General features: G+C 53.6%; 15 protein-coding genes, 1 pseudogene and 2 riboswitches. All 16 genes and pseudogenes read left to right on the top strand.

Translation table 11 applies throughout. From position 1 onward, the window contains the following. Positions 1 to 356 precede the first annotated feature (356 nt). The gene (locus QME66_09455) at positions 357 to 1,373 is read left to right on the top strand and encodes an ABC transporter ATP-binding protein (GenBank protein MDI6809191.1); all 1,017 of its coding nucleotides are present in this window, start codon (positions 357 to 359) and stop codon (positions 1,371 to 1,373) included. Continuing rightward, positions 1,349 to 2,404, top strand: coding sequence for an ABC transporter ATP-binding protein (locus QME66_09450; GenBank protein ID MDI6809190.1), 1,056 nt, complete (start codon positions 1,349 to 1,351; stop codon positions 2,402 to 2,404). Before QME66_09455 ends, QME66_09450 begins: the two co-directional genes overlap by 25 nt. 8 nt (positions 2,405 to 2,412) lie before the next feature. Next, the gene (locus QME66_09445) at positions 2,413 to 3,774 is read left to right on the top strand and encodes an MmgE/PrpD family protein (GenBank protein MDI6809189.1); all 1,362 of its coding nucleotides are present in this window, start codon (positions 2,413 to 2,415) and stop codon (positions 3,772 to 3,774) included. Between the two features lie 35 nt (positions 3,775 to 3,809). Then, positions 3,810 to 5,441: an ABC transporter substrate-binding protein gene (locus QME66_09440; protein MDI6809188.1), complete on the top strand. Its 1,632-nt coding sequence runs from the start codon at positions 3,810 to 3,812 to the stop codon at positions 5,439 to 5,441. A gap of 87 nt (positions 5,442 to 5,528) precedes the next feature. Further along, the gene (locus tag QME66_09435) at positions 5,529 to 6,488 is read left to right on the top strand and encodes an ABC transporter permease (GenBank protein ID MDI6809187.1); all 960 of its coding nucleotides are present in this window, start codon (positions 5,529 to 5,531) and stop codon (positions 6,486 to 6,488) included. Positions 6,489 to 6,514: 26 nt separating this feature from the next. Continuing rightward, positions 6,515 to 6,649, top strand: a pseudogene (locus QME66_09430) (ABC transporter permease). Positions 6,650 to 6,736: 87 nt separating this feature from the next. Next, the gene (locus tag QME66_09425; GenBank protein ID MDI6809186.1) at positions 6,737 to 7,390 is read left to right on the top strand and encodes an ABC transporter permease; all 654 of its coding nucleotides are present in this window, start codon (positions 6,737 to 6,739) and stop codon (positions 7,388 to 7,390) included. 29 nt (positions 7,391 to 7,419) lie between these two features. Next, a complete protein-coding gene (locus QME66_09420; protein MDI6809185.1) occupies positions 7,420 to 8,247 on the top strand; it encodes an MmgE/PrpD family protein in 828 nt (275 codons plus the stop codon). A gap of 21 nt (positions 8,248 to 8,268) precedes the next feature. Next, the gene (locus tag QME66_09415; protein MDI6809184.1) at positions 8,269 to 9,651 is read left to right on the top strand and encodes an MmgE/PrpD family protein; all 1,383 of its coding nucleotides are present in this window, start codon (positions 8,269 to 8,271) and stop codon (positions 9,649 to 9,651) included. Beyond that, on the top strand, positions 9,638 to 11,314 hold the full coding sequence (locus QME66_09410) for an FAD-dependent oxidoreductase (protein ID MDI6809183.1): 1,677 nt from the start codon (positions 9,638 to 9,640) through the stop codon (positions 11,312 to 11,314). The genes QME66_09415 and QME66_09410 overlap by 14 nt, the downstream gene beginning before the upstream one ends. A gap of 659 nt (positions 11,315 to 11,973) precedes the next feature. Next, complete coding sequence (locus tag QME66_09405; protein MDI6809182.1) at positions 11,974 to 13,359, top strand: MmgE/PrpD family protein; 1,386 nt, start codon at positions 11,974 to 11,976, stop codon at positions 13,357 to 13,359. An 84-nt stretch (positions 13,360 to 13,443) separates the two neighbouring features. Next, positions 13,444 to 15,549: a hydantoinase/oxoprolinase family protein gene (locus QME66_09400; GenBank protein ID MDI6809181.1), complete on the top strand. Its 2,106-nt coding sequence runs from the start codon at positions 13,444 to 13,446 to the stop codon at positions 15,547 to 15,549. Further along, a complete protein-coding gene (locus QME66_09395; GenBank protein MDI6809180.1) occupies positions 15,546 to 17,270 on the top strand; it encodes a hydantoinase B/oxoprolinase family protein in 1,725 nt (574 codons plus the stop codon). The genes QME66_09400 and QME66_09395 overlap by 4 nt, the downstream gene beginning before the upstream one ends. Before the next feature lie 8 nt (positions 17,271 to 17,278). Next, positions 17,279 to 18,646 (top strand): MmgE/PrpD family protein, encoded by a 1,368-nt coding sequence (locus tag QME66_09390; protein ID MDI6809179.1) that lies wholly within the window; start codon positions 17,279 to 17,281, stop codon positions 18,644 to 18,646. Between the two features lie 339 nt (positions 18,647 to 18,985). Continuing rightward, positions 18,986 to 19,103: riboswitch (glycine riboswitch) on the top strand. Then, positions 19,104 to 19,207, top strand: a riboswitch (glycine riboswitch). Positions 19,208 to 19,266: 59 nt separating this feature from the next. Continuing rightward, positions 19,267 to 19,653, top strand: coding sequence for a ParB N-terminal domain-containing protein (locus QME66_09385; protein ID MDI6809178.1), 387 nt, complete (start codon positions 19,267 to 19,269; stop codon positions 19,651 to 19,653). Positions 19,654 to 19,967: 314 nt separating this feature from the next. Further along, positions 19,968 to 20,216: a hypothetical protein gene (locus QME66_09380; GenBank protein ID MDI6809177.1), complete on the top strand. Its 249-nt coding sequence runs from the start codon at positions 19,968 to 19,970 to the stop codon at positions 20,214 to 20,216. The last annotated feature ends 181 nt before the right edge of the window (positions 20,217 to 20,397 follow it).

Here is a 20,397-nt window from a genome sequence, read left to right as displayed (position 1 = left end):
CGTTGGCTTGGCTTGGGACCGTATGGCATGGCAGGCTCCTGATAAAGTATTGCAAAAATATTCAGGCATTGGATTTATATGCAATACTTTATCAGGAAAATGACTGCTTGTCAATGTCTTTTTCGGCATGGACGAATCAGCGCAATCACCTATTAGGCCATCTAAATTCAACATGTTATGCGCACAAAAACCGCTGCGGCTGGTTATGAGTTTAAAGAACACCTCTGAAAACTTTGAGAAAGTATGGCACGTAAGAATCCGTAAGTCGTTGATATTTATAGATCCAACTGACATTTGGGCTCATAGGAAAATTTCTATGGATCTTCCAAAAGAGACTTCATGAAAAAAAGGATGCTATGAGATTACTCGAAGTTCGAGCTCTTAAAACATTCTATAAAGTTCAAGAAGGTCTTGTTCGGGCTGTGGACGGCGTGTCATTCGGCATCGAAGCTGGCTCGATGGTTGGGCTTGTCGGCGAATCAGGCTGTGGTAAGACAACAGTAGGCCGTTCCATCATCCGTGTCCTCCCTCGCAATGGTTATATGACTGCTCAGGGGATCATGTTTAAGGGTCGCGACCTGACGAGGTTAACGGAAAAGGAGATGCGGCTCTTGCGGTGGACCGAAATTGCCGTAGTGCCCCAATCCGCGATGAATAGCCTCGACCCTGTCTATTGCATCGAGGATCAGATGCTTGAAGTATTGACTAGGAGAGGTGGCCTGACACGTTCAGTAGCGATTGCCCGGGCGGCAGAGTTGTTCAATGAGGTGGGGCTCGATCCGAGTCGGTTACGTTCCTATCCTCACGAGCTAAGCGGTGGGATGAAGCAGCGGGCCATTATCGCTATGGCCATCGCCTTGAAGCCAAGTTTCATCATTGCAGATGAACCAGTGACTGCTCTTGACGTCATAGTACAAGACCGGGTGCTCAAAATTTTCAAGTGCCTGCAGCAGGAAATGAATATCACTGTAATGATGATTACTCATGATATGTCTGTCATTGCCCAGACCTGCGATGCGGTCATTGTCATGTACGCGGGTCGAGTGGTCGAAACCGGTCCTACCCGGGACGTCTTTAAACGTCCGCATCATCCCTATACCATGGGGCTTAAGAACGCTTTTCCGAACCTGACCGAGCCGGCAGATCGTTTGGTCTCAATCCCGGGCGACCCACCCGACATGCTTACACCAGTTGAAGGATGTCCCTTTGCGGATCGTTGTCCCTTCCGATATGGGAAGTGCCGCGACGTGATCCCCCCATTGGAAGAGGTAGCTAGCGGTCACAGGGTGGCCTGTATCCGGAAGGACACTGTAAATGAGATGCGGTTGAAGGCGCAGGAGGTGGAGACGTGGCAACGGGTAACCCCCTCGTGAACCAGGCGCCTTTGATCGAGGTGAAAAGGTTGGTCAAGCATTTCCCTGTCGGGAGAGGTGGACTTTTTTCGTCGCTTGTGGGGCGATCCGAGCAGATTTTAAAGGCGGTTGACGGAGTCTCTTTCTCTATCCGACGCCATGGTTCACTGGGTCTAGCTGGCGAGTCCGGCTGTGGAAAGACCACCACCGCCCGCCTCTTGCTCAAGTTGATCGAACCTACGGCCGGCAGGGTGACCTTCGACGGTATTGATATCAGCCAGCTCAACCCCGGCGGCGTACGTACCTTCAGGCGAAAGGCCCAGTTGACGATGCAAAACCCTTATGAGGCACTGAACCCCAGATTCACCATTCTGCGTTCTGTCGTGGAACCGCTGATCATTCACGGCATCGGGAATCATCAGGAGCGGGTTGACCTGGCACTACAGGCATTGCGGGACGTTAATCTGGAGCCACCGGAAAGGTACGCAGACCAGTTTCCCCACAAACTGAGTGGTGGACAACTCCAGCGAGCGGTTATTGCCAGAGCTTTGGTACTGCATCCTGAATTCGTTGTGGCAGACGAACCGGTATCGATGCTCGACGTATCCGTGAGGGCTGGGATCCTGAACCTTATGCGGCATGTCACTTACACCTATGGGCTGACCTCGGTGTATATCTCTCATGACCTCAGCCTTATCCGGTATATGTGCGAGCGGGCTGCTGTAATGTATCTTGGAAGGGTGATGGAAATCGGTCCTACCGATCGTATCATTGAAGAGCCGAAACACCCCTATACGCAGGCCCTTGTGTCCGCCGTCCCTGTGCCCGACCCTGACTACGAATGGAAACAGATCGACATCGGAGATACGGTTCCAAGCCCGATAAACCTGCCAGATGGTTGTCGCTTTCAAGACCGCTGTTTGCAGGTTGAGCTTCGCTGCAGACGCGACGACCCTCATCTCTATCCGGTTGGCCCTGATCATTATACCGCCTGCTTCCAATATGAGGGTCAAGAAACCCATGGAGCTGAGGAAAGACCAACGGGAAACTGAGGGCGAAGATGAGCGTGGCCGAGCAGATAAGCGAATTCGGATTAAGCCTGAAGTTGGAACAGATCCCCGAGGCAGTGCGTCTGAGGGCGAAGGGATGCATCCTCGATACACTTGGTGTATGCCTGGCATCGGCTCACTTCGACTTTGCTGCCATGGTGGCGGACGTCGTGCTCGGGATGGATGGTAAGAAAGAGTCGACCGTGATCGGATGGGGTGCTAAAGTGCCCAAGGTCAATGCGGCCCTTGTCAATGGAAGTCTCGCCCATGGCGCGGACTACGACGATACGCATGGAGGTAGCCGGTTGCACCCGAGCGCTTCCGTGGTTCCAGCAGCCCTGGCTGTTTCCGAGGCCATTGTTTCGGACGGCCGGTCTACCCTAGAGGCGGTTGTGGTGGGTCTTGAAACAGTGACCCGGATTGGTATGTCAGGCGTGAGTGCAGCTGGTTTTCACCAGAGGGGTATCCATCCGACAACCCTTTGCGGCGGTTTCGCCGCTGCACTTGTTGCTGGGAAGCTCTTGGGCTTGGATGTGGAGCGTTCGGCGTGGGCCCTGGGGATAGCGGGTGGGATGGCATCGGGCTTATTCGAGTACATGGCAGAGGGGACATGGGGGAAGCGTATTGGGCCGGGATGGGCGGCCCACGGGGGCATTATCGCTGCCGAGCTGGCAAAGAAAGGGTTCAGCGGTCCCCGGACCGTCTTTGAAGGGAAAGCGGGCCTTTATCGGTCCCATCTCGGTGAGGGCAACTACGATCTTGATCAGTTGACGAAGGGTTTGGGCGAGGAGTGGCAGACCCTTTCCATTGCTGCAAAGAGGTTTCCCTGCTGCCACCGAAACCAGATACACGTCGGGTTAGCCCTGGGAATTCAGGCACAGCAGGGGATCAAAGGGTCTGAGATTGCTGAAGTTCAGTGCGGGGTTGACCGATTGGCACCCCCCCTGGTCTGTGAGCCGTGGATAGAGAAGCAGCAACCGCGGGACGGTTATGCGGCTAAATTCAGTTTGCCCTACTGTGTGGCTGCCGCTCTTAGCCGGGGCAGACTGACGATGCAGGAATTCGAGCCAGCTGTTATAAGTGACAAACAAGTCCTTGGGTTAGCCAAGAGAACGAGCTACTTCGTTGATGAGACATTAGATCCGGTGCGATTTCCAGGCTGGTTAAAGATAAGGATGAAGGATGGCCGCATCCTGGAAGCACGGAGGGAACGGGAGGAGTTGGCAGGATGGCCAGAGATCCGGACGAAGTTCCTGGAAAATGTTTCGCCGAAGCTCCGTGGTGGTTCTGCAATTCGAGTAGTTGAGATGGTGGAAAGGCTGGAGAGACTGTCTGACGTGACAGAACTGATGGACCTATGCTTAAAGGCATGAACCCCAAGACAATCACAAAGAAAGGAGACAACAAGATGAAAGCCATTCTATCAAAACATGTATTCATCACATTTTTCTGTGCAGTTTTTGCGGTAACGGGTATTGGAGGGTTCGCAAAGGCACAAACACCAGTGCAAAGGATCGAGGTCCTGGTCCACACCCCTGCTGAAGATGTCTTCCGGTACGACATGGTTCAAATAGTGGCTGAGTCGTGGCGGGAGTTGGGTTTCGACATTTCGGTCACCCCTCTGGCCTGGGCCCGGATCAGTGCGCGCGCCCTTGCGCAAATGCCAAGGGATTTCGATGTCTATCCGATCCTCTGGGTTGGTCAGTCCCAGCGTCTCGACCCAGACTTTTTCGTCTTCTCGTTGCTCCATTCCTCACAGATACAGGAAGGTGGGCTGAACGGCGGTTATAAGAATCCAGAAATGGATAAACTAGCGGAGAAGCAGCGTACAGCAACAACCCTCGGAGAGCGGAAGAAGGCTGTGATAGATGCTCAGGCTCTCGTGATGAGAGAACAAGGTGTAACACCCATCGTATTAAAGCACCAGATCTTTCCCTATAACAGTCGAGACTTCGGCGGCGCCGTCAGTCAACCTGGCGAAGGATTTAATTCCTTTCCCAGCATGATGACCTTCGAGCCAAAAACGAGTCGCAAGACCCTTCGTTGGGGTGTCCCGAGTGCCCTCGCCTCCCTTAACCCCCTGAACTGGGTTACCGCCATCGACCATTATACGATTCGACTGATATACGATATGCTGTTCCGAATCGATGAGAAAGGCATGCCACAGAAATGGGCAGCCGAGGATTTGAAGATCATCGACCCGCTGACCTACGAAGTACGACTTCGACCCGACATGAAGTTTCACGATGGCCAGCCAGTGACCACGGAGGATGTGAAGTTTTCCTATGAATACTATAGGGACCAAAAGTCAGGCTGGGCCATGACTAAGGTGGACCGTATCAAAGAGATCAAGGTGATTGATCAACATACCATGCGGTTCATTCTTAAGGAGCCGTTTGCTGCCTTCGTGCCGGCGGTACTTGCCGAGCTCTACATCTTACCCAAGCACATTTGGAAAGATGTCCCATCGAAGCTCGGACTCTCAAGGGCCCAGGATTTTGCCAATGAAAAGCCGATCGGCAGTGGCCCCTTCAAATTCGCCTACCATCGAAAGGGGGAAGAGCTTCTGTTGAATCGGTTCGAGGCTCACTTCCAACCTCCCAAGGTCGACGGCGTTCTGAGGGTCCAATACACGAGCATCGACGGTATGGCGATGTCTCTGGAAAAGGGTGAGATTGACGTGGCCGAGGGACGGAAGTTGATGCCAGTCCATGCTGAACGTCTAAAGGGCAAAGCTCACATCACATTGGCTGTGGTGGAGGACATTTATCCATACATGTTCATCTATAACACTTTTCGCAAGCCGTTCAACGATCCAGCGGTGCGCCGGGCCCTTTCTTACGCCATTCCGAGGCAGCGCATCGTGGATCAACTCCTAATGGTGTATGGCGCCCCGGCAACGACGTATATTGGTCCCGCTAACAAGGAATGGGTCAATACGAATGTTGAGAAATTCGACTACGACATGAAAAAGGCTAGAGAGACCTTGAAGGCCGCAGGCTACCAGTGGGATTCTAAGGGCAGGATCTGCTACCCGTAGGGGAAGTGAGGAGGGAGGATATCTTTGGTTAGGAGGGATGACGGATCTATGGGTGTAGGAGGCCGTTCCGCAGCTATACGAGGATTCGTGATTCGAAGACTCACCCACATGGTGGTGACGCTGCTTGTCTTAGCCTCGATCCTGTTTTTGATGTTCCGATTCCTTCCGGGCGATCCCACTGCCGTTTATATCGATGCTGGCTTCTCACCTGAGGCAAGACGGTCCCTTATGGAGCAGTTCGGACTGGACAAACCGCTCTATGTGCAGTACTTCCTCTACATGAAAAGCCTCCTGCTCCTGGACCTGGGGCGATCCTTTCATTACTCGCTCCCGGTGATGGGGGTCCTCTCAGACAAACTGGTCAACACGGCCCTGTTAATGGCAGCAGCAATGGCTATCGCCTTTTTCCTCGGGGTAGGCGGCGGCGCGGTTTTGGCATGGTACCGAGGGACGCGTTCCGAAATCTTCAGCCTCACGGTTGTTCTCATCCTGAGGTCTATGCCCGTCTTCTGGACCGGCATCATGGCCCTTATGGTCTTCTCCTTCCATCTTGATTGGTTTCCGTCCGGAGGAATGAGGGGCATAGGCCGGGATGTGGGAACAGGTCTTCAGAAGTTCATCTCCTTCGATTTCTTGCACCACCTCGCCCTTCCTGCACTGGTGTCCGCAGCCTATTACATAGCCAGCCCTCTCCTGGTGATGCGCAGCTCCATGCTTGAGGTTATGGGTGAGGACTTTATCGAGATGGCAAGAACCAAAGGACTTCCAGAAAGGGTTGTGATCCTAAACCACGGAGTCCGCAACGCTTTGCTGCCCACTATAACCCAATTGGCCATCATGGCGGGCTTTGCAATTGGTGGACAAATCTTGGTAGAGACGGTTTTCCGTTGGCCGGGCATGGGCCTTGAGATGGTCCTTGCCATTCAAAGGAGTGATTACCCCATTGCCCAGGCCAGTTTTTTACTCATGGGCGTCTTGGTGACCGTTTTCAATTTTCTGGCAGATCTTTCCTACGGTTATCTCGATCCAAGAGTGGTGTACGTATGAGCATGAAATTTAATCAAATCAACCGGATGGCGTCACCTTGGTGGAGTTCCTTGAGTTCACTGTTTAGGACAATTCGTAGCGATACCATGGGCTCCATTGGCGTTGGCATCTTTTGTGTTTTTGTCATATTGGCAATCCTTGCACCGCACATCGCCCCCCACGACCCGATGAAAAGTTTGAAGGGGGCAGATGGCACCTTTGCACGTCTTGAGCGTCCTTCGTGGCGATCTCCCTTTGGCACGGACCACATGAGCCGTGATATCCTCAGTCAGGTGATCGTTGGCTCGCGGGTTTCGGTCTTCGTCGGGTTAATCTCCGCTCTAGCCGTCGCCTTCCTGGGGACCAACATCGGCCTCCTCTCAGGCTATTACCGAGGCTGGACCGATGACATCCTGATGCGGCTAACGGACATCGTTTACGGCATACCGTTTCTACCTTTTATGATCATTCTTGTGAGCCTGTTAGGCCCCAGCCTCAGCAACATCATCCTGGCTATCGTCCTCATTACCTGGCGGACTTCTGCGCGGGTGATTCGTTCCCAGGTGATCAGCTTGAGGCAGAGGGGTTTTGTAGAGGCGGCTAAGATATCCGGTGCCACTGACCTCCGGATCCTTTATGTCCACATCATGCCCAATGTGCTTCCTCTCTCCTTTGTCTACGGAGCTTTGGCAATGGGTTGGGCCATCGGGACCGAGGCGAGTGTGGCTTTCCTAGGTTACGGTGACCCTCAGCTTATCAGCTGGGGAAAGATCCTCTACTGGGCTTATATCGCTCAAATGATCCGAGAGGCCTGGTGGTGGGTCCTGCCGCCAGGGCTGGCTATCGTACTTCTGATACTCTCAGGTTTTTTCATTGGTCGGGGCTATGAGGAGATAGCAAATCCAAGACTTCAGAGGATGTGAAGCGTAGAGCTTCACGTGGAGGTGAGAGGATGGATACAAGAAGTTTTAAAGGAGAGACACTTCGCTTGGCTTCCTTTGTGTCGAAACTCCAATTTTCCGACCTACCTGGTGAAGTCGTCAACCACATAAAGTTGTGTATTCTGGACACCATTGGTTGCGGTCTCTTCGGATCAGCCCTTCCTTGGGGTCAACTGATGGCGCGCTTCGTTGAGGCCCAGGCCGGGGTACTGGAATCGAGCGTATGGGGCCATGGGGTTAAGGTGCCTTCCGCCAATGCGGCCCTGGCGAATGGCACGATGGTTCACGGTTTTGAGCTCGATGACCTGCACAAGGGAGGTATTGTCCACCCAGGTAGCACCACCGTTACAGCAGCCCTTGCTGTGGCTGAGGGGAAAAGAAATGTTTCGGGTGCTGACCTACTCACAGCAGTGGTAGCTGGCTATGAGTTAGCCGCCCGGGTGGGCATGAGCGTTGGGGTTTCGCACCTTGTGGCCGGATTCCATCCAACGGGAACCTGCGGCACCTTTAGCGCTGGTGCGGCAGCAGCTCGCGTTCTCGGTGTCGACGAAATGACAACGGCCAACTGTCTTGGCATTGCTGGGACTCAGGGTCGTCACAAGGTTACAGTAGAGGTACGCCACCGCAATGGATCTCTTTTAACCGAGACAGTCGAGCATGGAAAGGGGAGTCCTCGTTATCCGCTCACTGGTGACGAGGTGAGAGGAAAGTTTCGAATTCTGGCTGAAAAGGCTCGCTCCAAGAATGAGGTGGAGCAACTGGTCGATATCATCGATGGTCTAGAACGGCTGGCCGATATATCAGATCTATCAGCTATTCTTAGCATCGGAGCCAATTGATCGAAAGGATGGTGATTAGTTGTGACCTTTGCTGCTGAGAGTTTTGCCAGGTTTGCTGCTGACCTCAGATTCGAAGCCCTTCCTGAAGAGGTGAAAGAGAGGGCGAAGGATCTCTTTCTCGACACGATCGGGATTGCCCTCTTCGGTGCGGCAGCCCCGTGGTCGAAAGCCAGCAGGACCGTGATCACACAACCGGGGCCATGCGCGGTCTTCGGGACATCTCTCTCCACCTCTGCCGATTTAGCCGCCTTGGTGAACGGAGTAGCTGCTCATGCCTATGATTACGATGACGTCCATAATGAGTCGATCACCCATCCGGCGGCGGCCTTGGTTCCTGCCATTCTTGCGGTGGGCCAGGCGAAGAGAGCGGGCGGCAAAATCGTTCTGCTGGCCCTTGTTGCAGGCTACGAAGTGGTGGCCAGAGTGGGAACCGCACTGGTGCCATTGCGGCACCGATTGCGGGGCTTCCATCCCACCGGCACATGTGGACCCTTTGGTGCCAGCCTCGCCACCGGGTTCATCCTCGGGTTAGATACCGAACGTCTGGTATGTGCTCTCGGCATTGCAGGGAGCTGTGCCTCAGGACTCATGGAGTATTGGGCGGATGGTACGATGACCAAGCGCGTCCATGCCGGGCTGGCAGCCCATCATGGCGTCCTCGCTGCTTTCATGGCGGCCGCAGGCTTCACCGGGCCAGCCAGCATCTTTGAGGGCCGAAGCGGCCTGCTGAGGGCATACACGGATGACCCCACTCCAGAGAAACTGACCGAAGGGCTGGGTAAGGGGTATGAAATTCTCAACTCGCAAATCAAGCTCTATGCCTGCCGGAGCGCCCTCCATACCACGCTGGAGGCCCTCTTCCAACTGCGTAAAGCATATGCCATCGACGTGGAGGAGATCATTGAGATTACAGTCGGTCATGTGCGTAGAGAGAGGGTATCGGACCACCCAGAACAACCTAGGACAATCCTTGAAGCCCAAATGAGCCTGCCGTTCACCGTTGCCGTGGCACTTTATGAGGGAGCTGCAGGGCCTTCTCAGTATTCGGAGAAGAAGCTTTCCGATCCGCGCATCCTGGCTTTGGCCTCTCGGGTAAAGCCCGTCCTTAGCGAGGAGCTACTTCAATTCGTCAAAAAGGATCCGAAAAGCCTTCCTTCTACGGTAGAGATTCTTATGCGGAGCGGAAAGAAGTTCTTTCATAGCGTGGATTACCCTCCCGATGGACCTGGAAATCGGTCAGGCCGGGAAGCCCTCATACGCAAGTTCAACGAGATGGCAGGAGAAGTGTTAGGGCTGGAGAAGGCGGAGAGAGTGATCCATTCGGTGCTTTGCCTTGAACGGCTGGACGATGTCTCACCCTTATGCGAGTTACTGATCCCTGAGGCCTCTCATGCGATCTTATGATGTTGTCATCATCGGAGCGGGTGCTGCAGGGGCTGTTGCTGCCGTCTCGGCCGCGGCCAAAGGAGCAAGGGTGGCCGTTTTGAGTAAAGAGCCAGCAGGTTACGGAAATACACGTATCTCTGGTGGTGGCATGGCTGCTCCGGTTCTCTCTGATGAAGACAGCCCTCAAAGTTTCCTGGATGACATATTGGAGGCTGGAGATCATATTAATAATGAGGAACTGGCACGAGTTGTGGCCGAAAACGCAGTCCTAGCGGCTGCAGTGCTGGAGGGGTGTGGACACCTGTTTATCAGAGATGCGGACGGCCGAGCCACCGGATCGTCAATCCCTCGAGGAGGTCACAGCCATCCTCGGAGCTTGTTGAGCGGTCCAGCCCAGGGAGTATCTATGGCCCGAGCTCTCCGGGACGCCCTCGCCTGTAGTGGTGTGGATGTGTTGGAAGACCACATTGCCACTCGGATTCTCGTGCCCATGGGCAAGGTGGAGGGGATTGTGGGCCTGAACTACCTGACGGGGAATCCAGTCTCCCTTGGCACTGCGGGCGTCGTCATCGCCACTGGGGGGGCGGGCTGGATCTTCTATCCTCATACCGATGTCGTTCGTTTCGCCACGGGGGATGGCTACGCCTTGGCCTTGGACGCAGGTGCAGAACTCGTCGACATGGAGCAAGTCCAGTTTCTCCCTTTCGGCCTCACCCATCCAGTAGCGCTGGCAGGCGTGAGGTGTGGAGAGGCCTCCATAGCTGGCCCCCGAGGGAGGCTGCTCAATGGTCAGGGGAAAGTCGTTTTGGAAAAGGTGAACCGGATGAGTCGGGCCCAACTCTCCAGGGCCATTGCCCAAGAGATGTACAAGGGGAACGTCACAGAGCATGGAGGGCTGCTACTCGATCTTTCGCCTAACCTGGAATGTGAGGAGGATAGAAGGATTTATGAAGAGCGTCGTAGACTCGGGCTCCTCGACCAGGTAAGGTTAGCGTACGGGTTAAGGGCCTACCGATTAGAGGAGCCATGGGATGTCGCTCCGACAGCCCATTTCCAGATGGGTGGCGTCCGAGCAGACTCGTGGGGGAGAACTGCTGTGCCTAATCTTTTTGTCGCGGGTGAGGCCATGGGTGGCACCCACGGCAGCAACAGACTCGCCGCAATAGGCCTCACAGAGGCTCTCGTTATGGGGCTGCGCGTCGGTAAGTCGGTGGGCGATAAGAGGTTGGCAAACGAGGTCTCTTCTTTGGCCAAGGGCGAGGCTGATAAAGAGATGGAGCGCCTGAATGGCCTTTTTGGGGCCTGCGGTCAGCACAGGCCAGTCGATCTTCACCGAAGACTTCAGAAGATCATGTGGGAGAAGGTCGGTTTGGTAAGGACTGAGGAGGGGCTGAAAGAAGCCTTGAATCAGCTTTCGGCGATAGAGGCCGAGATGGAAGACCTTCAGGCTAGTCCTGTTCGAATCTGCAATGGCGAGGTTCGGGACGCTCTGGAGCTCCCAATGATGCTGACAACGGCCAAAGCCATCACGCTTTCTGCCTTGGTCCGGGGCGAAACGCGGGGGTCGCACCTTCGGATCGACCACCCGGAGCTCGACGATTCCCGCTGGCTGTGTAACGTGATTGTCCAGGTAGAGAGGGGGCAGATGGCCACGCGTGTTGAACCCAAGAGGTGTAACTGAGATGAACCAATTGACGGTTCATATCTATCGGTCAGGGGAAAACAGGGTAAGGGGCCGGATAGCCAAATACTTGATACCCAAATACCCCTCCGGCACAGTACTTCAAGCATTAATCGACATTTATGATCACTTCGATTCAACACTGGCCTTCAGCTATGGATGCCGCTTCAAACGGTGTGGCTTGTGTGCTGTCCAGATGAATGGCCGCTCACGGGTTGCCTGCCTTACGAAAGTGGTCGAGGGGGCGGAGATCCGTCCTATCAGGCACTTGCCAGTGGCCCGAGACTTGGTGATTGATCGCCGTCATCTGTTCGCAAAGAAGAGGACCATGGAGTTATACATACCTCTTGACCTGATGTCCAACCAGCCGTTGATCCTTTCACCACCGGCTGTCTTTTACAGGCTTGCCCAATGTACGGAGTGCCTGTGCTGCCTGGCCGAGTGTCCCGAATATGATTGGTCTCGCCCAGATTTTGCTGGACCTTACTTTTTCGTCCAGTTGGCCCGCCTCCACTTGGACCCACGAAACACGATCGACCGGCGGGAGCAGGCCCGGGCCTTCGGGATTGACCGCTGCAAAGGTTGCAAAGGCTGCTATTGCCCTCTGGGGATCAATATCCGAAGGGATGCCATCAGACCGTTTCTCGGAGGAGACTGATTTGAAGGAGAAGGACTTGACGCCGACAGCAACTGAGAAACTCGCCGATTACGTGGCTCGCTTGAACTACGAGGATCTTCCCGAGGATGTGGTGGGGCTGGCCAAAAGCTGTCTCCTCGACATCTTGGGATGTGCCATTTCTGGCGGCGTCGATGAGATGACCGCTCGTGCCGCCAAAGGAGCGGTGAAATGCCATTCAGGAGGAGATGCGACAGCTTGGGCCATCTGCCAGCGGGCATCCGCCCCCGGGGCTGCTATGGCCAATGCGATTTGTGCAGAGACTTCGGATTTTACCTATGCCCTGGGAGGAACTGCCATCCTTCCAGCGGTCCTTGCGGTGGCTGAGAAGGAGGGAATTGGTGGAAGAGAGGTCATTGTCGCCATTGTGGCGGGCCATGAGGTGATGTGGCGGATCCACAAAGCGGTAAACCAGTTTTCCTTACAGCAACGGGGGTTCTATCCTCAGGGTGTTTGTGCCTCTTTTGGACCTGCGGCCGCTGTCGCCAAACTCCTGGGTCTCGACGCAAAGGCCACGGCGAGTGCCATCGGGCTTGCCGCAGGAGCAGGCATTGGGATCAGGGCTTACGCCGCTGAAGGGCTGCGGACGAAGCAGTTTTATCTCGGCACAGCTTCTGCGAGTGGGGTTACCATCGGATACCTCGCACAGGCCGGTATGCCGTCGGCTCGCCTTTCCCTCGAAGCTAAGGGATCCGGGTTCTTCACGACCTACGCCGGAACGGACTACGATGTCGGTGGGACTTCGTATAAGCTTGGGGAGGAGTTTCTGCTGAGACGCACCGCCTTTAAGTTGTACCCCGCTTGTCGGTATGTCCATACGAGCATCGATGCGGCGCGAAGGCTGGCGTCCCTTGTGAAACCCCAAGAAGTGGAACGTATCGAGGTTCGGGTTCCGTTGATGGCAGCACAGGTTGCGGGTGATAGGCCTGTGAGGAGCACCTATGACGCCCAATTCAGCATCCCCTGGACTGTGGCTGTGACCCTAATAGACGGGACTGGCCTGAATGGAGATCAGGTCAGTGCGACTCGCATCCAGGACCGGCAGGTACTCGCGTTAGCTCAGAAAGTGAGGGTGGAAGCCGACCCTGAACTGGACAGGATGTTACATGGAGACTTGCCCCCAGTGGTCATCTCATGCCGGATGAGGATCCTTTGCAGGGATGGGACTGAACACTCAGCTTTGGTAGAGTATGCCCGTGGCTCCGCCGAGAATCCACCTACGAAAGAAGAACTACATGGAAAGTTTGAGCATCTTGTCGAAGGTCTTGTTAGCTCCGCACAAGCCAAGAAGATCGAAGCGTTGGTGGAGGATTTGGAGCACCTTGGAGACATTTCATCCCTCATCGCTACAGCATCAACAAGGACTTGAGGCAAACCTTTTATGTCTTCTTATGTCTTCGCTGAAGAAGCAAGCGAACTTATCATTTTAGGCGATGTGTAGGAGGATATTGGTATGACATCGGAAAAAGGGCGTTACAGGCTTGGTTGCGACATAGGCGGGACATTTACCGACTTTTTCTTAATAGACCAAGCCACCGGAGAAATTGCGGTGGAGAAGTGCCTGACCACCCCTGCGGACCCTTCCAAGGGAGTGCTCGATGGAGTGGAACGCCTGGCAGGCCGGAGGAAAGGTTTTCTTCTTGATACTGAGAGTATCCTCCATGGCACGACCCTAGTGATCAATGCGATTATCGAGCGCAAGGGGGCGCGGACAGGATTGTTGACCACAAGGGGTTTCCGCGACGTCCTAGAGATCGGCAGGGAGATGCGCTACGACATTTACGACATCTTTATCGAGTTTCCCAAACCGCTTGTCCCAAGATACCTGCGGCAGGAGGTGACCGAAAGGACCTATCACAATGGTCAGATAATCATTCCCCTCGATGCAGATGACCTGGCCCGGGTCTTGGCGGAATTGCGTCGGCATTACGTGGAGTCGATTGCGGTCTGTTTTCTCCATAACTATGCCAATCCGTTCAATGAAAAGAAGGCGAAGGCATTGCTCGCCGAACTTGCACCAGATATCCCTGTTTCCATATCCAGCGAGGTGCTGCCAGAGGTTCGGGAATATGAACGGACGACAACAACCGTTGTCAATGCCTATGTAAAACCCCTTACGGCGAGCTATACTTCGAGGCTTCTCGAAGGATTGGTGAACCTCGGCTTCCAGGGACAGCTCCTGATCATGCTCTCGAGCGGGGGCATGACATCGGCTGAGACAGCTACGGAATTCCCCGTTCGAATCGTTGAGTCGGGTCCTGCCGCAGGGGCTATTGCCGCTGCTTATGTGGGCAAGCTGGCAGGCTATGAGGATCTTCTCTCCTTCGATATGGGGGGGACGACAGCCAAAGGATGTGTGATACGGCAGGGAAAAGTTGACAAGTCTCTGACCGTCGAGGTTGCTCGGGTACACCGATTCAAGAGAGGGAGCGGTATTCCATTGCGGATACCTGTTATTGATCTCGTCGAGATCGGCGCCGGGGGTGGAAGTATTGCTCGGGTCAAGGAGATGGGGCTGATGCGAGTGGGGCCTGAGAGTGCAGGTGCCCAGCCAGGGCCGGCCTGTTATGGACTCGGTGGCCAAGAACCCACTGTATCCGATGCGGACCTTGTCCTTGGATACCTGGACGCACACTACTTCCTAGGAGGTCAGATGCGTCTCGACGATGAGGCTGCTCGAAAGGCCATTTTGGAAAAAGTGGCGCTGCCCCTAGGTTTGACGTTGGTCAAGGCGGCATGGGGAATTCATGAACTGGTAACTGAGAATATGGCCGCAGCCATACGGATACACATGGCAGAGAAGGCAGTGGATCCGAGCAAGTTCACCTTGGTGGCCTTTGGTGGTGCTGGTCCGGTCCACGCTTATGGACTTGCGAAGCGGCTCGGCATCCAACGGATCCTCATCCCTCCCTCAGCTGGCATTGCTTCAGCCTTCGGATTGCTCGTTTCTCCCGTGTCATTCGACCTCGTGCGGACTTATCGATCTCCAATTACTGACCTCAATCTGAAGCAAGTGGAGGCAATGTATAAAGAAATGGAATCGGAGGCAAGAACGTTTATCTTGAAGGCGGATAAGATGGCGCAGGTGACCTTCAGTCGTTCCTTCGATATCTGCTATCTGGGGCAGAACTATTCCGTAAATGTACCCGTCCCATCCGGGGGCCTTATCCCATCAAAGGAAACGATTCGGGACCAGTTCGAGAAGGTTTACTTGTCCCTCTATGGCCGTGTCTATACCGACATTGAGGCACAGCTGATGAACCTGCGTTTAGTGGCGCAGAGTGCTGCGCCGCTCCTAAGACTGCACAAGCTCCGGCTCGAGAGAGGCAGTCAAGGAGATGTGGTGCCCAAAGGGCGGAGAATGGCATACTCGGATCGCCACAAAGGGTTTTTGGAACACCTAGTCTACGATCGTTACTCTCTTGGGCCAGGGAGCCGATTGGTTGGGCCAGCAATTATCGAAGAACACGAGTCCACCACCATCGTCGGGTCGGGTGGTGTGGTCACTGTAGATGACTACGGCACTCTCGTCATTACACTTGAAGAGGAAATGAGATGAAGGGTGAGATGGATCCCATGCGACTGGAAATTCTCTGGACGAGGCTGACATCGATGGTGGATGAAGCAGCGACTGCTCTGGTGCGGACCGCCTTCTCGGCCATTGTCCGAGATGCGAATGACTACGGATGTGCACTCTTCGATGCCGAGTACAATCTTCTGGCTCAATCTACTTTTGGCACGCCAGGTTTCTTGGGGGCCTTGCCGATTGCCATGAAGATCATCGGCCGGACCTTTCCACCCGAGATGCTTAGGCCTGGTGATGTCCTTATCGCAAACGACCCGTGGATATGTACAGGACACCTCAACGATATCACCGTGGTGACGCCGATCTATTTTCGAGGACGCCCCGTGGCTTACTCCACTTGTACGGCCCATGAGATGGATATTGGCGGTCGCATTGCCATTGCCGAGACGAGGGAGGTCTTTGAAGAGGGCCTCTTCATCCCTATCCTGAAGCTCTACGAAGAGGGCCACGCAAACGAAACCTTATTTAAGATGATCCGGGCCAATGTTCGTGTCCCGGACTATGTCATTGGAGACCTACGGGCCCAGTTGGCCGCTAACGACGTGATGGCGAGCCGCCTCTGTCGGCTTCTGGAGGAGTACAATATGGAAGACGTCCAGGAGCTAAGTTGCGAGATCATCAGCCGTACGGAGGCTACTGTCCGAAGGAATATCAGTCAGTTGCCGGAAGGTACTTACAGTCGTGAGGTCATGATTGATAAGTTCGATGAGAAGCCGATCACGATCGCTATTGCCGTGAAGCTGAAGGATGGCGAGGTGGTAATTGACTACACAGGCTCCTCACCGCAAATCTCTAGGGGGGTCAACGTTTGCTTCAACTATACGCGTTCCTATACAACCTTTGCCGTAAAATGCGCTGTCAGCCCTCTCGTACCCAATAACGAGGGCGGTCTCCGGCCGATAAAGGTGATTGCGCCGGAGGGGTCCATTCTTAACGCCCGCTTCCCGGCACCGGTTAATTCGCGAACCAATGTGGGACAGTTCCTGCCTGAGATCGTTTTTGGCACTCTGGCCCCTTTGACTCCCGACCGGGTGATCGCCGGGTGTGGTGGCGCACCGATTTGGGCCGCAAGATTCACTGGCCAATTGCAGACCGGCCGGCAGTTCATGATCTTCTGTGTGTCCCGAGGCGGTCTGGGGGCCAGACCCACTTGTGACGGGGTTTCCACACTGGCTTTTCCGAGTAATACGGTTGCCACGCCAGTGGAGATCGTGGAAGGTGATGCGCCCGTCATTTATGAGAAGAAAGAGCTCATCCAGGACTCGGCAGGCGCGGGGAAGTACAGAGGTGGTTTTGGACAGCACGTGGTCGTGCGGGTGTTAGATGGTGACCTTGCACCGGCCAGCCATGTCATTGCCAGCGTTAAGGGAGGCCGCCTCCACTATCCGGTCCCTGGGCTCCTCGGTGGGAAAGATGCCCCGAAAGGTGTCATCAATGTTGATGGGGAGACCTTCCAGATCTCAGGCCAGCAGGTCATCCTAAAACCGGGTAGCTACGTGGAACTCCTTACCCCGGGCGGTGGAGGGTATGGCGACCCAATGGATCGAGATCCAGCGCTAGTCGAGGAGGACATCCGGAACGGCCTCGTCTCCACCCAAGCAGCTAAAACTGACTATGGCGTCGTCACTGATGAAAGGGGCTGGAAAGTTGACAGGGAGGCCACTCGGAAGGTGCGAGCCGTCAAAGGAGGTTGAGCTGGAATATGGTTCCAAAGAATCACACTGGCCCCACAGCCGAGATTAGCAGTTATATCGTTCGGACCAGATACGAAGATATTCCACCTGAAATCGTTGCCTTTGCTAAACTCTGTATCCTCGATTCGGTAGGCTGCTCCATCGGGGGCTCACATATTAGACCCGGTCGAATCGCCGCGGAACTGTGGGCCGAATTGGGAGGGAAATCCGAATCAACCATTTTTTTCACAGGCCAGACCGTGCCATGCCTTCATGCATCATACATCAATTCTCATTTGGCCAATGTCCTTGATTACGACGATACGGATATCGGTCATCCAGGAGCGTGCATCGTGCCACCTGCGATTGCAGTTGCAGAAAGGATTGGTGCCACCGGCAAGGAACTGATCACGGCAGTCATCTTAGGTTATGAAGTTTACCGACGCATCGCTTGGGCGATCCGTCCATCGCCAGAACGTTATCGAAGGGTGAGGGCCTTCAATGCTCAGTCCTTCGGTGCCGTAACTGCGGCCGCATCTCTCCTTGGCCTCGATGAGCACACAGCGACAATTGCTTTTGGATTGGCTGGTGCCAACAGTCGAGTGCCTGCAGGACTAAAATCCGGCCATGGTGAACGACCCATGAGTTGGGTAAAGAATAACTGCGGGTGGGCGTCAATGGGCGGTGTTTTGGCTGCCCTAATGGCAGAGAAAGGTTACATTGCTAGCCGGACGATCTTGGACGGTGACACCGGCTTTTGGATTATGGCTGGGTCCGATCAGTGTGACTTCGCTGCTGTGACCGAAGCCTTAGGGGAAAAATCTCAAATTCTGCAAACTTCGTTCAAACCTTATCCCTGTTGTAGGTATATGCACACTACGCTTGATGCGCTCTGCATGATAAGGGGAAGATATGGGGTGGATTTGAATAGAGTTGATAAGATCCATGTAGCCTCCTTCAGTCGCCTCCGAGATTTCTTGGATTGTCAGCCGGCCAGCGTGGTAGATGCTCAATTCAGCCTCCCCTACACACTCGGCATGGTAGCATTGGGCATTCCTCCAGGGTATCAGTGGTTAACCGAAGAAAACCTACGGAATCCTGCAGCACTCCGAATCGGCAGTAAAGTGATCTATGAGTTGGACCAGGAGGCTGAAAGGATTTTTTTTGAGAAGGAACAGTATCGGAGTACCGTTACTGTGAAGGTTGGAAGCCTACAGTATGTGGAGCGGTCGGAGCAGCCTTTGGGAAGTCCGTCTAATCCCTTAACCGAAACGCAGTTGCATAACAAATTTCTTGACCTTGCAGAGCCCATCATCGGCTCACAGCGTGCAAAGCGCTTACTTGATGGGATTTGCAGTTTGGAACAACTGCACTCAATCTCAATACTCTTTCGCTAAGGCTTCTTCGTTTTTCAGCATTGATGCAAGGCCAGGGCTTGGGGTCAAAGCTACATTATACACTTTGCTTTACCCCTCCCACGATCTCTTTTATCATCATCAACTCTGAGTTGAATCTCCTGTCCCCTTCTCTCCTCTTCTCAACACCCCTGACTGCATTGGTCACTGCCTGAATTGTAATGCCAAAAACAGCCCCAATATCAGCATTCCTCTTGCCACTCAGTGAGAAATGACCTCCACCGCCTGGCCAATGAGCTGATGATTGATCTGGTTTTAAGAAGGATGTGATTTGGGTCTCAAATTCTTCTTGACATTCCTCAATATTTAGAACAGAGTTTTTATAAGGTTACAGGAGAGACCCTCGCCCTTCGACTTTTGCTCAGGGTGGGGGCGCCGAAGGGGCAAGTTCCGCAAAAGGCGGAATGAAACTCTCAGGCAAAAGGACTGTAACTTAAGACAATCCTGGAAAGATCCGGCCCTTCGACTTTGCTCAGGGCTGGACACCGAAGGGGACAAATCCCGCAAAAGGGATAATCTCTCAGGTAAAAAGACAGGAGGGAGGCGATATGAATTAAATCGTCTTCCTCCTTTTTTATTTTGTAGTGTTGGGTTTGAAGGAAATGAATGATATTGTTTTCGTCAGAATAGAAGAATTGAAAGAACACGAAGAGATTCGGCCCGATTATCTGGAGGAATTGAAAAATGAGATCCTGTCGGATGGCATCTTGAAAATGCCCATCGCTGTAGACAGGAAGACTTATATTATTTTGGACGGGCATCATCGGCTCCATGCCTTGAAGAGAATCGGCTGCACTCAAATCCCAGTCGTTTTTGTTGATTACCAATCACCAGATATTCAGGTCATTGGCTGGAAAGAAGGGGAGAAGGTCACAAAAGAGTTAGTCCTCGATAGGGCGTTATCAGGCAGGCGAATGCCTTCAAAAACATCGAAACACATCTCCGCCATCGAGATAGTGATCAATATACCGCTGGAAAAATTGAAATAATCCCCCTTCATCCCCCTTTATAAAGGGGGATTGAGGGGGATTATAAGAATTACCCTTTCGGGAATAGACTATTAAGGCGTTTACCGAGCTCTTCGATCCCCGTGAATTCAGCTTTAGTATTGGTATGCGTGCGAACGTATTCTGGCGTCACATCCTGCAGGACAACCCAGTCTGAATATTCCATTGTCACTAATAGTCGTGCGCTTCCGAGAACTATTTGTAAGGTCCATTGGCAAATATTCTTGACAAAAGAATATTTGTGCTATACTCTTTTTTAAAGAATATAATAATGGGGAGCTTATATTGCAAAATATTTGAAGAAAGTTCAAGTGTTACTGACCGACAAACAGTTAAAAGACCTCGAAGAGATTGCCTCCGAGAATCATAAGAAGCTCGGCACCCTCGTCCGTGAAGCCATTGAAGAATACTACCTGAAGACCAAGAAGAAACGCGAGGTCGCCGAAGCTGTCGATAGACTCCTTTCGCTTCCTGAAGTCCCTGTCCCAGAAGATTACCAGAAATGGGAAGCCGAATACCTTGCGGGGAAGTATTCATGTCGATAAGTACGCCGCCTACCTGGTTTATCGACGCCAATCTAATCATGTATTCCATCGGCAGCCCCCATCCTCTTCGTGAACCCAGCAAAAAATTCCTTGAAAAAATCGTAACAGTTCAGCCCCCCTATGAAAAGAGATAAATTTTTTAAAAAAATGTAAAAAAAGTGCTTGCGTTCTTTAATTCAAT

Source organism: Candidatus Eisenbacteria bacterium (assembly GCA_030017955.1).
Taxonomy (GTDB): domain Bacteria; phylum Eisenbacteria; class RBG-16-71-46; order JASEGR01; family JASEGR01; genus JASEGR01.
Note: the sequence above shows the minus strand (reverse complement) of the source record. Positions and strands in the feature narration are given on the sequence as shown.

Bases quoted from the DNA above. Each gene is read 5' to 3' on its own strand.
- QME66_09455 (MDI6809191.1), top strand. From the start codon at position 357: ATGAGATTACTCGAAGTTCGAGCTCTTAAAACATTCTATAAAGTTCAA.
- QME66_09445 (MDI6809189.1), top strand. From the start codon at position 2,413: ATGAGCGTGGCCGAGCAGATAAGCGAATTCGGATTAAGCCTGAAGTTG.
- QME66_09440 (MDI6809188.1), top strand. From the start codon at position 3,810: ATGAAAGCCATTCTATCAAAACATGTATTCATCACATTTTTCTGTGCA.
- QME66_09425 (MDI6809186.1), top strand. From the start codon at position 6,737: ATGAGCCGTGATATCCTCAGTCAGGTGATCGTTGGCTCGCGGGTTTCG.
- QME66_09420 (MDI6809185.1), top strand. From the start codon at position 7,420: ATGGATACAAGAAGTTTTAAAGGAGAGACACTTCGCTTGGCTTCCTTT.
- QME66_09410 (MDI6809183.1), top strand. From the start codon at position 9,638: ATGCGATCTTATGATGTTGTCATCATCGGAGCGGGTGCTGCAGGGGCT.
- QME66_09400 (MDI6809181.1), top strand. From the start codon at position 13,444: ATGACATCGGAAAAAGGGCGTTACAGGCTTGGTTGCGACATAGGCGGG.
- QME66_09395 (MDI6809180.1), top strand. From the start codon at position 15,546: ATGAAGGGTGAGATGGATCCCATGCGACTGGAAATTCTCTGGACGAGG.
- QME66_09390 (MDI6809179.1), top strand. From the start codon at position 17,279: ATGGTTCCAAAGAATCACACTGGCCCCACAGCCGAGATTAGCAGTTAT.
- QME66_09385 (MDI6809178.1), top strand. From the start codon at position 19,267: ATGAATGATATTGTTTTCGTCAGAATAGAAGAATTGAAAGAACACGAA.